General features: G+C 69.1%; 16 protein-coding genes and 1 tRNA gene. 4 read left to right on the forward strand and 13 right to left on the reverse strand.

Translation table 11 applies throughout. The features are described 5' to 3' along the window. Positions 1–19: 19 nt before the first annotated feature. From ACIOSY_RS14280 to ACIOSY_RS14310, 7 genes are read right to left on the reverse strand one after another with little or no spacing between them, the layout of a single operon-like run. Complete coding sequence (locus tag ACIOSY_RS14280; RefSeq protein WP_400854394.1) at positions 20–457, reverse strand: pilus assembly protein TadG-related protein; 438 nt, start codon at positions 455–457, stop codon at positions 20–22. Beyond that, positions 457–912: a TadE/TadG family type IV pilus assembly protein gene (locus ACIOSY_RS14285; RefSeq protein ID WP_400854395.1), complete on the reverse strand. Its 456-nt coding sequence runs from the start codon at positions 910–912 to the stop codon at positions 457–459. The genes ACIOSY_RS14280 and ACIOSY_RS14285 overlap by 1 nt, the downstream gene beginning before the upstream one ends. Beyond that, positions 881–1,237: a TadE family protein gene (locus ACIOSY_RS14290; RefSeq protein ID WP_400854396.1), complete on the reverse strand. Its 357-nt coding sequence runs from the start codon at positions 1,235–1,237 to the stop codon at positions 881–883. Before ACIOSY_RS14290 ends, ACIOSY_RS14285 begins: the two co-directional genes overlap by 32 nt. Positions 1,238–1,283: 46 nt before the next feature. Beyond that, on the reverse strand, positions 1,284–1,481 hold the full coding sequence (locus ACIOSY_RS14295; RefSeq protein WP_400854397.1) for a hypothetical protein: 198 nt from the start codon (positions 1,479–1,481) through the stop codon (positions 1,284–1,286). A gap of 19 nt (positions 1,482–1,500) precedes the next feature. After that, the gene (locus tag ACIOSY_RS14300) at positions 1,501–2,439 is read right to left on the reverse strand and encodes a type II secretion system F family protein (protein ID WP_400854398.1); all 939 of its coding nucleotides are present in this window, start codon (positions 2,437–2,439) and stop codon (positions 1,501–1,503) included. Then, positions 2,436–3,293: a type II secretion system F family protein gene (locus tag ACIOSY_RS14305; RefSeq protein WP_400854400.1), complete on the reverse strand. Its 858-nt coding sequence runs from the start codon at positions 3,291–3,293 to the stop codon at positions 2,436–2,438. The genes ACIOSY_RS14300 and ACIOSY_RS14305 overlap by 4 nt, the downstream gene beginning before the upstream one ends. Further along, positions 3,290–4,486, reverse strand: a complete 1,197-nt coding sequence (locus tag ACIOSY_RS14310) for a CpaF family protein (RefSeq protein WP_400854402.1) — start codon at positions 4,484–4,486, stop codon at positions 3,290–3,292. Before ACIOSY_RS14310 ends, ACIOSY_RS14305 begins: the two co-directional genes overlap by 4 nt. Positions 4,487–4,612: 126 nt before the next feature. Between ACIOSY_RS14310 and ACIOSY_RS14315 the strand changes: the two genes are divergently transcribed. Together ACIOSY_RS14315 and ACIOSY_RS14320 are read left to right on the forward strand one after the other, a co-directional pair. Beyond that, a tRNA-Leu gene (locus tag ACIOSY_RS14315) sits at positions 4,613–4,694 on the forward strand. A gap of 75 nt (positions 4,695–4,769) precedes the next feature. Beyond that, entirely contained in the window at positions 4,770–5,537 is a 768-nt protein-coding gene (locus ACIOSY_RS14320) for a DedA family protein (RefSeq protein ID WP_400854648.1), read from the forward strand. Positions 5,538–5,570: 33 nt separating this feature from the next. On the opposite strand, the gene ACIOSY_RS14325 is transcribed toward ACIOSY_RS14320, so the two are convergent. Then, positions 5,571–6,416 (reverse strand): Ku protein, encoded by an 846-nt coding sequence (locus ACIOSY_RS14325; protein WP_400854404.1) that lies wholly within the window; start codon positions 6,414–6,416, stop codon positions 5,571–5,573. 58 nt (positions 6,417–6,474) lie between these two features. Between ACIOSY_RS14325 and ligD the strand changes: the two genes are divergently transcribed. Next, positions 6,475–8,457 carry a non-homologous end-joining DNA ligase gene (gene ligD, locus ACIOSY_RS14330; protein WP_400854406.1) on the forward strand — a complete coding sequence of 661 codons (1,983 nt, stop codon included), beginning with the start codon at positions 6,475–6,477 and terminating at the stop codon, positions 8,455–8,457. Between the two features lie 4 nt (positions 8,458–8,461). On the opposite strand, the gene ACIOSY_RS14335 is transcribed toward ligD, so the two are convergent. The 4 genes from ACIOSY_RS14335 to murI form a co-directional block, all read right to left on the reverse strand. Further along, positions 8,462–9,382, reverse strand: coding sequence for a cation diffusion facilitator family transporter (locus tag ACIOSY_RS14335; protein ID WP_400854408.1), 921 nt, complete (start codon positions 9,380–9,382; stop codon positions 8,462–8,464). Positions 9,383–9,482: 100 nt separating this feature from the next. After that, positions 9,483–10,127, reverse strand: coding sequence for an RdgB/HAM1 family non-canonical purine NTP pyrophosphatase (rdgB, locus tag ACIOSY_RS14340; RefSeq protein ID WP_400854410.1), 645 nt, complete (start codon positions 10,125–10,127; stop codon positions 9,483–9,485). Next, positions 10,079–10,816, reverse strand: coding sequence for a ribonuclease PH (gene rph / locus ACIOSY_RS14345; protein ID WP_400854412.1), 738 nt, complete (start codon positions 10,814–10,816; stop codon positions 10,079–10,081). Before rph ends, rdgB begins: the two co-directional genes overlap by 49 nt. A gap of 33 nt (positions 10,817–10,849) precedes the next feature. After that, entirely contained in the window at positions 10,850–11,686 is an 837-nt protein-coding gene (murI, locus tag ACIOSY_RS14350; RefSeq protein ID WP_400854414.1) for a glutamate racemase, read from the reverse strand. A gap of 63 nt (positions 11,687–11,749) precedes the next feature. Here murI and ACIOSY_RS14355 point away from each other — a divergent pair, with 63 nt between their 5' ends. After that, positions 11,750–13,075, forward strand: coding sequence for a nicotinate phosphoribosyltransferase (locus tag ACIOSY_RS14355; protein ID WP_400854416.1), 1,326 nt, complete (start codon positions 11,750–11,752; stop codon positions 13,073–13,075). A gap of 15 nt (positions 13,076–13,090) precedes the next feature. On the opposite strand, the gene ACIOSY_RS14360 is transcribed toward ACIOSY_RS14355, so the two are convergent. Continuing rightward, the gene (locus ACIOSY_RS14360) at positions 13,091–13,357 is read right to left on the reverse strand and encodes a DUF3039 domain-containing protein (RefSeq protein WP_400854418.1); all 267 of its coding nucleotides are present in this window, start codon (positions 13,355–13,357) and stop codon (positions 13,091–13,093) included. Between the last annotated feature and the right edge of the window lie 17 nt (positions 13,358–13,374).

The following is a 13,374-nucleotide window of genomic DNA, read 5'->3' on the forward strand; positions in this document are numbered from 1 at the left end:
GCGGGGCCCACCACCGGGCTCACTGCAGCGCCGTACGGCTGGTGGCGGTCGATCGGAGCGTCACCCCGTCGGGGACGAAGAGCGAGAACAACGGCGGATGCCACGCCGTCTCGACCGTCACACGCGCGGAGACGCCATCCGGAGTGCCGGCCTCGATGAGTCGCGCGTCACCGGGAAGCGCCTCCAGCAGCGCGATCGCCTGCGCGCGGACGCCCTCGTCGGACAGGTCGGCTCGAATGGTGTCGTCGGCCAGCACGAGGGTGAAGCCGTCCGCTCCGGCGAGCGCCGCCGAGTCGGCGAGCGCGTCCAGTCGCTTCTGCGACAGGTAGAGGTCGGTCGCGCACACGCACACGGTGATGACCGCGAGCGCGAGCAGCACGTACCCCAGGGTCAGGAGCAGCACGCTGCCCTCCTCGGAATCGTGCCCGGGGCCGGCAACGCGCACTGTGCCGCGCATCATTCGCTCCCCCACTGCCTCGAGATCTTCTGCGTCGCCGATGCCTCCAGCGGTATCGCGAGCGCCCGATCGATTCCCAGCACCGAGGGTACGAACGGCAGCTGCACCGTCACCTCGACGGTGACGACGATGGTGGCTCCGGCTGCCGGGCACTCGGCGGATGCGGGTACGCAGGTCAACGACACCTCCACCGAATCCGACTCGATGCCGTACTCCTCCACGACCCCGCGGAGCACTTCTTCGCTTCTCATCTCGGCCGTCTCCGCATCGGGAGCCAACGCGATGGCACGCGCCATGTGTCGCGCGGCGGCCTCGGCCCCGAGCGACTGCTCCTGGATCGATCCGAGCACGATCACGAGATAGACCAGCGGAACGAGCAGGATGACGCCGACCGTGACGAACTCCAGCGCGGCGGAGCCCGTCTCATCCCTCGCCCAGGCTCTCCATCGGAGCATGCGCCGTCACCTCCAGCACGGCCGGGATACCGATCAGCCCGATGACGGGGAGCGCGGTGCGGATGCGCACATCGATCCGATCCCGCTCGCCCTGCTCCGTCGTCGTCACGACGATGTCGCCGGCATACGCCTCTCCCACCGCGCGCTCGATCACGAGGCGCGCGCGTTCGGCACCCTCCTCGAGCGTCGTGTCGGCGAGGGCCGCGTGATACGCCCCCTCGACGGCGGCGTCGTGCACGACATTCCGCACATAAACGGCGAGCGCGAGCTGGAGCACTCCGAGGGTCAGCGCCGTCAGCAGCGTCCCCACCAGCACGAACTCCACCGGGCTCGAACCTCGGTCGTCCGAGAGGAAACGTCGCGTGTGCACGTCAGAGTCCGGAGACCCGCTGGATCGCCTGTTCGAAGATCGCCGTGAGCGCCGGCCCCGCGACGGCCCAGATCAGCACCACCAATCCTGCGGTCATCAGGGTCACCAGCACCCAGCCGGGCACGTCGCCCGTCTCGTCTTCGGCGAGCGCGCCGAGCCATCGCAGGAGTCGGGCTCTCGCGCCTCGAATCGTCGTCATGGTGGTCCTTTCTCAGAGGTCAGCCGATCCCGAGCCGCAGGATGAACAGGCCCGGGTAGATCGCGAACAGCACGGACAGCGGAAGAATGAGGAACACGAGCGGCAGGAGCATGAGGATCTCCTTGCGCCCGGCCTGCTCGATCAGGATGCGCTTGGCATCTTCTCGCGCGTCACCCGCCTGAGCCTGGAGCACACCGGCGAGCGGGGCGCCGTGCTCGAGCGCGGCGATCACCTGGTCGACGGCGCGGGAGAGGCCCGGCAGCTGGAGGCGCGTCGCCATCTCGCTCAGCGCCTCGGCGAGTGGAGAGCCGGTCCCGACAGCGATCACGACGCGACGGAGCTCACCGGTCAGCTCCCCCGAGCCCACCGACGCCACGCGGCGCAGGGCATCGAGGAATCCTTCCCCCGCCGACAGGCAGAGAGCGAGGAACTCGAGCGTCGTGGGCAGCTCATCCGTGAGTCGCGTGCGACGGGACTTCACCCGTGCCGAGAGCAGCGTGTCGTAGATGATCCCGCCGGCACCGCCGCACAGCAGCGGGAGCAGGGCGACGGGCGCCGTCATGCGCCCCGTCAGCACGAGGACGATGAGCAGCAGCGCACCGCCGCCGATCCCCGCGACGGACCATCCGAGCTGGCGCGCACGAAACGTCGACGGATCCGTGGAGACGCCCGCCTGGGCGAGGCGGTGACGCAGAGCCTCGCCACCCCCGAGAACGTGCTCGAAGAGGCGGCGCGCATGCTGCCAGAGGGGGCGCGAACCGGTCGGGAGAACGCCCGCGGTCGGCAGGACCCCACCGGGAAGGCTGCCATCCGCCACGACGTCGCGCACATACGGGGCGATGCGCACCATGAGCGATGCCGCTCGCCACCGTGGGATCGTGGCGAGGATCGACAGGATGCCGAGGGCGAAGGCACCTCCCAGGAGAATCGAGATCGACAGCGCCGAGAGCGCACTCACCCGAACCACCTCCGCGGCTCCGGCAGGCGTCCGATGCGCACCATCACCCGGAAGGCGATCGTCGACACGGCCGCTCCCAGGCAGATGACGAGCATCCCCTCGGTCGTGCCGTACGCCTGCGCGCCCTCCGGGCGCATGACGAGCAGCCCGAGGATCACCCAGGGGGCGACCGCACCGAGCACGGCCGCACCGCGGATCCACGACTGCCGCGCCTCGACCTCTCCGCGCAGGGCGGCGTCGGCGCGCACAGACGCGGACAGTGCGCGCAGCACCCCGGTCAGTTCTGTCCCGCCCACCTGCCGCGCCATCCGCAGCGTCTCGATGATGCGATCGCCGATCGGATCGGCGAGCGACGACTTGAGCCGATCGAGGCTGCTCTCGAATCGTCCGGTCACCCGAAGATCGTGCGCGAAGACGGTGAAGGCCGGACGGAGCATCGCCGGAGCCGAGTCCTCCAGGGCGCCGACGGCATCCGGCAGGGACAGCCCGACGCGGATCGAAGCGATCAGCAGGTCGCACACGTCGGGCCAGAGCTGACGACGCAGACGACGCAGACGGGCCCGACGGCCACGCAGGAACGCGAGGGGTGCCGACGCGGCGGCCGCACCGCCGAGGATGCCGAGCACCGGGAGCCCGGTGAGCAGCCAGCCGACCGCGGCGCCCACGAGAGCCGCTCCGACCACCGCCGAGAGCACGGCGCGCTGCGAGAGGAAGCCGATCCCCGACTCCTCGACGAGACGAACGAACGGGCCGCGGCGAGCGACGACGGGGGCGTGCTCGCGCGGCGGCCACAGCCACGGCGACAGGGTGAGCAGAAGGCCGGCCGCCAGCAGCGCTCCGAGCAGCAGCGTCACGACGGTCGCTCGCTCCGGCGCAGGTCGGCGCGCCCGCCTCCGACGCTCTCGCGTCCATCGCCGCGAGCGGCGTAGATCACCCGGCTGATGATGCGTCCGTCGGTCACCTCTCCGGTGGGGGCGATCACCTCCTGCACCCGACGCTCTCCGGCCGCGTCGCGCACGCAGTGGATCACCAGGTCGACCGCCGAGGCGAGCGCGGGCACGATGAAGGATCGATCGATGTTGCGCCCGGCGAGGAGCGGCAGCATGGTGAGCTTGTCGAGCGCCTCGGCGGCGGAGTTCGCGTGCACCGTCGCGGCACCGGGCACGCCCGTGTTGAGGGCGAGCACCAGGTCGAGCGCCTCGGCGTCGCGCACCTCGCCGACGACGAGCCGGTCCGGCCGCATGCGCAGAGCCTCTTTCACCAGTCGTCGCAGCGTGATCTCGCCCGCACCCTCGAGGCTGGCCTGACGCCCCTGCAACGAGACGAGGTCGGGCCCGTCGACGGAGAGCTCGAACGTCTCCTCCACGGTGATGATGCGCTGAGACGCCGCGCACGAGGCGAGGAGCGCCCCCAGCAGCGTGGTCTTCCCCGCGTGCGTCGCTCCCGAGACGATCACGCTCCGCCCGGCGCGCATCGCCTCACCGAGCGTCGTCGCGAGCTCGACAGGCAGCGCGCCGAGCGCCGCGAGGGCCTCGAGCGAGCGATGACCGGGGAGGAACTTCCGGATGTTGACGGCCCACCCGCCGCGCACCACATCGGCGATCGCGACGTGCAGCCTCGATCCGTCGGGCAACGAGGCGTCGACGAACGGCTGGCTGATGTCGACGCGGCGTCCCGTCGATTGCAGCATCCGCTCGACGAGGTCGCGCACGACGGCATCGCCGAGCCGGAGGTCGATGCGCTCGGCGACGCCCCCGCGCGCGACGTGCACCTGCTCGCCGCCGTTCAGCCAGATCTCCTCGATCTCCGGGTCGTCCAGCAGTGGCTGCAGGGCCCCGTACCCGCTCACGGCCGCGACCACCTCGCGCACCGAGCGCGCCTCATCGTCGATGAGCATCTCGCCGCGGGCGAGCGCACGATCGTTGTGGCGGCGCACCTCGGCCTCGGCGATGCGGCGCGTGGCCCCGGGATCGATCGACGGGTCTGTGCCTTCACTGCGCAGATGCAGGCGCACGCGTTCGGCCACGGCCAGGGAGGGAGGGTTCACGCGAGCATCCTCGCAAGAATCCGGGAAGGCCCTCCGAAGTTATCCACAGTGAGGACACCCGATGCCCGTAAAGATGCGGGTTAACCCCCAGATTCTCGGTTCACCGGCTCGGTAGACTGTGACGGCGCGGGAGTGGTGGAATTGGTAGACACGCAGGATTTAGGTTCCTGTGCCCCAGGGCGTGTGGGTTCAAGTCCCACCTTCCGCACGATGGATGCACCGGCATCCGGACAGTCGACCGCCGACCAGTAAAGACCGACGGGAATCATCAGTGTTCGAAACCATGCTCTACGCCCCCACCGCGTTCCTGCCGGACTGGCTCAGCCCGGCGAACATCATCGAGTGGGCAGGCCCCTGGGCGCTCCTGGTCGTGTGCTTCATCATCTTCGCCGAGACGGGCCTGCTCGTCGGCTTCCTGCTCCCCGGCGACACCCTGCTGATCATCGCCGGGCTGCTCACCCACACGAGCAACGTGTTCGGGTTGAACATCTGGATCGTCTCTCTCCTCATCGCCCTCTCCGCCTTCATCGGCGGCGAAGTCGGGTACTTCATCGGCCACAAGGGCGGGCCGGCGATCTTCGAACGCAAGGAATCGGGGCTCTTCAGCAAGAAGAACGTCGAACGCACGAACGCGTTCTTCGAACGCTTCGGCGGTGTCACCGTGATCCTCGCCCGCTTCGTGCCGATCGTGCGCACCTTCGCACCCGTCGCTGCCGGCGTCGGCCACATGCCGTGGCGCCGCTACACGCTCTACAACTTCATCGGCGCGATGATCTGGGGCTTCGGTCTCACGATGATCGGCTTCCTCATCGCGTACATCCCGTGGATCCGCGACATCGTCGTCGAGTACATCGACCTGATCCTGCTCGCCGCCGTCGCCGGCACCGCTCTGGTCACGCTGTACCACTACCTGTCCGAGCGCTACAAGGCCAAGAAGGCCGCCGCCGCAGGCAAGGACGTCGTGACCGACGCCGCCGAGGCGGAAGAGCTGGTCCTCGACCCCGAGGTCTTCGACCGCGCACCCGACCTCGACGGCGACGGCAAGCACTGAGACAGTGCCGGGGCGGCGCGCCCCGGCATCCGCTCAGCCGGTCTTCTTCTTCTTCGCAGGCGAAGGCTCTTTCTCGCTCTTCGCGGCCTTCTTCTCCTTCGACTTCGCGACGCTCGCGCGCAACGCCTCCATCAGGTCGATGACCTCGCCGCCCGCGGCCGAGCCGTCGGAATCACCGAAGGTGTCGGCGACATCGAAGCCCTCGCCGGCGTCGATCTTGGCGTCGATGAGGGTGCGCAAGTCCTTCTGGTATTCGTCGACGAACGCCTCGGGGTCGAAGTCGCTCGAATAGCTCTCGACGAGCGATGCGGACAGCTCCAGCTCCTTCTTCGAGATCGTCACCTTCTCGTGCAGCAGCGGAAAGTCCGCCTCGCGCACCTCATCGGCCCAGAGCAGCGTCTGCAGCACCAGCACGTCGCCGCGCACCCGCAGGGCGGCGAGCCGCGTCTTCTGGCGCAGGGTGAAGCGCACGATCGCGGTGCGGTCGGTCTGCTCGAGGGTCTTGCGCAGCAGCACGTACGCCTTCGGCGACTTCGAGTCGGGTTCGAGGTAGTACGGCTTGTCGAGCGTCATCAGGTCGACCTGATCCGAGGGGACGAACTCGACCACGTCGATCTCCCGGCTCTTCTCGGCCGGCAGCGCGGCGAGGTCGTCCTTGGTGAGCACCACGGTGTGCCCGTCGTCGACGTAGGCGCGGTCGATGTCGGCGTACGCCACCGTCTCGCCGCAGACCTCGCACGTGCGCTGGTAGCGGATGCGTCCGCCGTCCTTGTCGTGCACCTGATGCAGGGGCACGTCGTGGTCTTCGGTGGCGGAGTACACCTTGACCGGCACGTTGACGAGGCCGAAGGTCAGCGCGCCCTTCCAGATCGTTCTCATGACACCAGTAGACACCAGGCGCACGGGCCGCGGCCAGTCCCTTGACTACGCTGGCCTCATGGTCGCAGACGGTCAGATCGTGCAGGTGGGAGCCCGCCGACTGCGCGTCACCAACCTCGACAAGGTCGTGTACCCCGGGGCCGGCACCACCAAGGGCGAGATCATCGCCTACTACTCGGCGATCGCTCCGCTGCTACTCCCCCTTCTCGCCGGACGCCCGGTGACCCGCAAACGCTGGGTCGAAGGCGTGGGAACGGCGGATGCCCCGGCCGATGCCTTCTTCACGAAGCAGCTGGAGCGGGGGGCGCCGGAGTGGATCCCCCGCCAGGCCATCCGGCACTCCGATGGCCCGAAGGAGTATCCGCTGGTCGACGACGTGCCCACGCTCGTCTGGCTCGCGCAGGTCGCGGCCATCGAACTGCACGTTCCCCAGTGGCGCTTCACGCCCGAGGGGCTGCCCGGCCGTCCCGATCGTCTGGTGCTCGACCTCGACCCGGGGCCGGGCGTGGGGCTCGCTCAGTGCGCCCAGGTCGCCCGCATGGCGCGCGGCATCCTCACCGGCATGGGTCTCGACCCGATACCGGTCACCAGCGGCAGCAAGGGCATCCATCTGTACGCCGCACTCCCGGGAGCGCAGACGAGCGACGAGATCTCCGCCGTCGTGAAGGAACTCGCCCGCCTGATCGAGACCGAGCATCCCGACCTCGCGACCAGCACGATGTCGAAGGCCGTGCGCGGCGGCCGGGTGTTCCTCGACTGGAGCCAGAACAACGGAAAGAAGACGACGATCTCGCCGTACTCGCTCCGGGGGCGCGCTCGCCCCTGGGTCGCCGCGCCGCGCACCTGGGAGGAGCTCGACGACCCGGACCTCGCGCAGCTCGACCTCGACCAGGTTCTCGAGCGTGCCGCCGCGGGCATCGATCCCCTCGCGGCGCTCCACGACGTCGAGATTCCGGAACCGACGACAACGACACCGGCACCGGTAGCGGCGCCCACCCCCGCCCGCGCGCGCTCACGATCGGCCCGTGCGCGCGCGACCGCTCCCGCGACGCCGACAGGGGCCGCCACCTCGCCCACCGTCGAGCCGATGCTCGCAGAGAACGGCACCCCTGCCCTCGCGCGACGCCTGAGCGATCCGTCGTGGGTCGAGATCAAATGGGACGGCATCCGGGCGCTGGGCACCTGGGGAGACGGGCGCATGCGTCTGCACGCGCGTCGGGGCACCGACATCACGGCGCGCTACCCCGAGCTCACCGCCGACGGGGCGCCCTTCCTTCCGGTCGCGGATGCCGTCGTCGACGGCGAGATCGTCGCCTTCGACGCCGACGGCCGCCCCAGCTTCTCGCTGCTGCAGAATCGGATGCACCTCACACGCCCCCGTGAGATCGAACGCGAAGTCGTGCGCACGCCGATCATCTACCTGATCTTCGACCTGCTGCGCCTCGACGGACACGACCTCACCGCTGTGCCCCTGAGCCAGCGCCGCACCCTGCTCGAAGAGCTGATCGCCGGCATCGATGCGCCCATGCAGGTGCCGCCGATCTTCGACGACGTCGATGCCGCTCTGGACGCGAGCCGCGAGTTCGGTCTGGAAGGCGTCGTCGTCAAGGACCCGGCATCGCGATATCGCGCCGGCGTGCGCTCGCCCTCGTGGCTCAAGCTCAAGCACACCCGCACCCAGGAGGCGGTGATCGTCGGCATCCGTCCGGGCAAGGGCGACCGCGAGCGGACACTCGGTTCACTGCTGCTCGCGGTGGCCGAGGCTCCCGGCGGACCGTTGCGCTACGTCGGCCGGGTCGGCACCGGATTCACCGACCGCATCCTGCGCGACCTGCTCACCCGGCTCGAACCACTGCGCACGGATGCTGCTCCCCTCGACGGCGTTCCCGCGCTCGACGCCTCGGATGCGCTCTGGGTGCACCCCGAGGTGGTCGGCGAGGTCGAGTTCGCGAACTGGACACCCGACGGCGTACTGCGCCATGCCCGGTGGCGTGGCCTGCGGCCCGACAAGTCACCGAGCGAGGTCGTTCGCGAGAGCTGATCGCTCAGGCGTGATGGGGCTCGCAGTCGGACTGCTCGGCGGGTTCGATCTGGAACGTCGAATGCTCGACGTCGAAGTGCTCTGCCAAGCACCCCTGCAGCTCGGAGAGCAGATGGGCGGATCGGCCGTCGGCGAGGAGCACCGGGTCGACCGTCACATGCGCGCTGAAGACCGGAGCACCCCGGGTGAGCTGCCACACGTGCACGTCGTGCACCCCGACGACCCCTTCGTAGGCGAGCAGGTGCGTACGGATCTCGCTGACCGCCGTGCCCTTGGGCGCGGATTCGGCGAGCACGGAGAACACCTCGCGAAGCAGCGAGATCGCGCGCGGGATGATCATCACCGCGATGAAGAGGGAGGCGATGGCATCCGCCGGCATCCATCCGGTCGACACGATCACGATCGCGGCGACGATCACCGCCGCCGATCCGATCAGATCGCCCATGACCTCGAGGTAGGCACCGCGCACGTTGATGCTGGTTCGCTGCGCGCGGCTCAACAGCCACATCGAGACCGCGTTCGCGAGCAGGCCCACCACGGCGACGACCAGCATGAGAGGACCCGCCACCTCGACGTCGGACGGGTTGATCAGGCGCCCGACGGCCTCGAATCCCACCCAGCTCGCGAGCAGGATGAGGATGACGGCGTTGATCAGGGCTCCGAAGACCTCGGCCCGCTGATACCCGAACGTGCGCCGATCATCGGCCGGTCGCGCCGAAACGGCCGCCGCGATCAGCGCGATCACGAGCGCCGAGGCGTCGGTGAACATGTGCGCCGCATCGGCGAGCAGTGCAAGAGACCCCGTCAGCACGGCCCCGACGACCTGCACGATCATGATCGTCGCGGTGAGGCACAGCGAGATCGCCAGGAGGCGCTTGTGTCCGGCCGAGCGGATGCCGCCGGCGGCGGGAGCGTGATCGTGCATGCCCCCAGGCTAGACCGGAATTCCGGGGGCGAAGGGGGGTCTACCCTAGTCGGGAAGGGTAACGAGAACCAGTCTCAGGAGGCGGCCCTCTTCCCTCGCCTCAGAGCGCGGTCAGCAGGGGCACCAGCGCGTCGAACGCACGCGCGCGGTGCGACTGCGACTGCTTCTCGTCGTCGGAGAAATCGCCGACGCTGCGCTCGGCGTCGGCAGGCTGCCCGTCGGGGATGAAGATCGGGTCGTACCCGAAGCCCCCGCCCCCGGAAGGCTCGTGAGCGAGGCGTCCTGGCCACTCCCCGGCGACGACGTGCTCCTGGCTGTCTGCCGTCACGAGAGCGATCGTCGAGGTGAAGTGCGCGCTGCGGTGCGGATCGGCGACGTCGCGCAACTGATCGAGGAGGAGTTCGAGGTTGGCGACCGCATCCTTCTTCTGCCCCGCCCAGTACGCGGAGAATACGCCGGGCGACCCGCCCAGCACGTCGACGCAGATGCCGGAGTCGTCGGCGAGAGCGGAGAGGCCGGTATGGGCCGCGGCGGCGCGCGCCTTGATGAGGGCGTTCTCAGCGAACGTCACACCGTCTTCGACCGGCTCGGGACCGTCGTAGCCGACGATCTCGAGGTCAGGGCGCACCCGCGCGACGATCTGCTGGAACTCGGCGACCTTGTGCGCGTTGTGGGTGGCGAGGACGACCCGCACGCTCACTCCCCTGCCAGCGCGCCCAGCTGGCGCTCCTTGAGCGTGGCGCATCCGGCGACGCCGAGCTCGAGCAGCGCATCGAGTTCGCGCTTGTCGAAGGGGGCGCCCTCGGCCGTGCCCTGCACCTCGACGAAGAGACCGCGGCCCGTCACGACGATGTTCATGTCGGTTTCGGCGCGCACGTCTTCGACGTATGCCAGATCGAGCATGGGCTCGCCGTCGATGATCCCGACGGAGATCGCCGCGACCGAATCGAGGAGCGGGGTGGAGTTCTTGCCGATGAACTTCTTCTCCCGGCCCCACTCGATCGCGTCGGCGAGAGCAACATAGGCGCCGGTGATCGCTGCGGTGCGGGTGCCGCCGTCAGCCTGCAGCACGTCGCAGTCGATGACGATCGTGTTCTCGCCGAGCGCCTTGGTGTCGACGACCGCGCGCAGCGCGCGGCCGATGAGACGCGAGATCTCGTGCGTGCGTCCGCCGATGCGTCCCTTGACGCTCTCGCGGTCGTTGCGGCTGTTCGTGGCACGCGGGAGCATCGAGTACTCCGCCGTGACCCAGCCCTTGCCCTTGCCGGTCAGCCAGCGCGGCACCCCGTTGGTGAACGACGCGGTGCAGAGCACCTTCGTCCCCCCGAAGCTGATCAGCGCGGACCCCTCGGCGTGCGCGCTCCACCCGCGCTCGATCGTGATCTCTCGGAGCTGGTCGGTGGAACGGCCATCGGCACGGACGATGTCAGACATGGGCTTCTTTCGGTTGAGGAGGACGAGGCCGGCTCAGCGCGGCTCGGAGAGAGATTCGGGAAGGGTGATGACGCCGGTCTGCACGAGCTGCACGTCGCGCACCTCGCGCCCCATGAGACGGTTCGCGAGCGCCGTGAAGTCCGCAGCGGAATCACCGGTCGCCTCGTAGACGTAGCTGGCGGTCGCGTTCGGAGAGGCGAGGAGGTCGCCGCGAACGAGCTGGCGGTAGACGTCACCGGCCGTCTCGTCGTCGCTCGAGACGAGGGTCACACCTTCGCCCATGACGTAACCGATCGCACCGCGCAGGAACGGGTAGTGCGTGCAGCCGAGCACGAGCGTGTCGACGTCTGCCTCGCGCAACGGAGCGAGGTACTGCTCCGCCACCGCCAGCACCTCCGGAGTTCCGGTGATGCCGGCCTCGACGAACTCGACGAACCGCGGGCACGCCGCGGTGAAGACCTGCAGTCGCTCGTTGACCTCGAGCATGTCCTGATAGGCACGTGAACCGATCGTGCCCACGGTGCCGATCACGCCGATGCGTCCATTGCGCGTCGTCGACACGGCGCGGCGCACGGCGGGCCCGATGACCTCGACGACGGGAACGTCGTAGCGCTCCCGTGCATCGCGGAGCATGGCGGAGGATGCGGTGTTGCAGGCGATCACGAGCATCTTCACGCCCTGGTCCACCAGCGTGTCGAGAACCTCCAGCGAGTACCGGCGGACATCGGCGATGGGCTTCGGCCCGTACGGCGAGTGCGCGGTGTCGCCGATGTAGACGAACGACTCGCGGGGCAGCTGGGCGCGGATGGCCCGCGCCACCGTGAGCCCGCCGACACCGGAGTCGAAGATACCGATCGGCGCGTCGTTCATGACTCACCAGCCTACTCGGGCGCGCACGGCCGGCGTGTATCCGAGGCTCACTAAGCTGAGCGCATGACCACGTCGACGGCGCTGCTCACCGACCGATACGAGCTCACGATGCTCGCTGCTGCTCTGCGCGATGGAACGGCATCGCGACCGAGCGTGTTCGAACTGTTCTCGAGGCGCCTGTCGGGCGGGCGCAGGTTCGGGGTCGTCGCCGGGACAGGCCGCCTTCTCAGCCTCGTGCGGGACTTCCGCTTCGGCGATGACGAGCTGCGCTTCCTCCGCGACAACGACATCGTCGATGCCGAATCCCTGCGCTATCTCGAGAACTATCGGTTCACCGGATCCATCCGCGGCTACCGGGAGGGAGAGCTGTACTTCCCGGGCTCCCCCATCCTCACTGTCGAGGGCTCCTTCGCCGACGCGGTCGTTCTCGAGACTCTCGCGCTGAGCGTGCTCAACCACGACTCCGCCGTCGCCACGGCCGCCTCGCGGATGAGCATCGCCGCCGGAGAGCGCCCCCTCGCCGAGATGGGATCCCGGCGCGCGGGCGAGCGCTCCGCCGTGGCTGCCGCGCGAGCCGCCTACATCGCCGGCTTCGGCTCGACCAGCAACCTCGAAGCGGGGCGAACGTGGGGAATCCCCACGATGGGCACCGCCGCCCATTCGTGGACCCTGCTGCACGAGACCGAGGAAGAGGCGTTCCGCTCGCAGATCGACAGTCTCGGCACCGGAACCACACTCCTCGTCGACACGTACGACATCCGCACCGGCGTCGAGACGGCCGTGCGCATGGCGGGAACGGAACTGGGCGGTGTGCGCATCGACTCCGGCGACCTGCCGACCGTCGCGACCGCTGTGCGCGCTCAGCTCGACGAGTTGGGTGCGACGTCGACCCGGATCACCGTGACGAGCGACCTCGACGAGTACGCGATCGCCGCCCTGGCCGCGTCTCCCGTCGACGCCTACGGCGTCGGGACATCGGTGGTCACGGGGTCCGGCTACCCGACGGCGAGCATGGTTTACAAGTTGGTGGCGCGTCAGGATGCCTCGGGCGCATGGATCGGCGTCGCGAAGGCATCGGCCGACAAGGCCTCGCACGGCGGGCGCAAGGCAGCGTTCCGCACCCAAGAAGACGGGGTGGCCACCGCCGAGACGATCCTGGTCGCCGACGGTTTCGAACGGCTGGACCAGCCCACCGCGCACCCGGACGGACGGCCGCTGCAAGCGACGTTCGTCGACAACGGCGAGATCGATGAGGCATACGAAGGCGTCGCGGGAACCGCGTCGGCCCGCGCGCACCATCTGCGCGTACGCGAAGAACTGCCCGTGCGGGCGCTCGCACTGAGCAAGTCCGACCCGGCGATCCCCACGAACTACGTCAACGTGGAATGAGATCCCGCTGAGCGGTCAGCGAACCATCGATTCGTAGATCTCTTTGCAGGTGGGGCAGATCGGGAACTTCTCGGGGTCGCGCCCCGGAGTCCACTTCTTGCCGCAGAGTGCGCGAACCGGCTTGCCGGTCATCGCGGACTCGAGGATCTTGTCCTTCTTGACGTAATGCGAGAAACGCTCGTGGTCGCCGGGTTCGAGGTTCTCTTCTCGGAGAAGCTCTTCCAGTTCGCGATCAAGCGTTGCCACGCCGCCCTGATCGGGGCTGTCCAACGGAGTGCTCATCCCGAGAGTCTAGCCGC

Origin of the sequence: Microbacterium sp. NPDC087665, from assembly GCF_044743285.1 — a bacterium.
Taxonomy (GTDB): domain Bacteria; phylum Actinomycetota; class Actinomycetes; order Actinomycetales; family Microbacteriaceae; genus Microbacterium.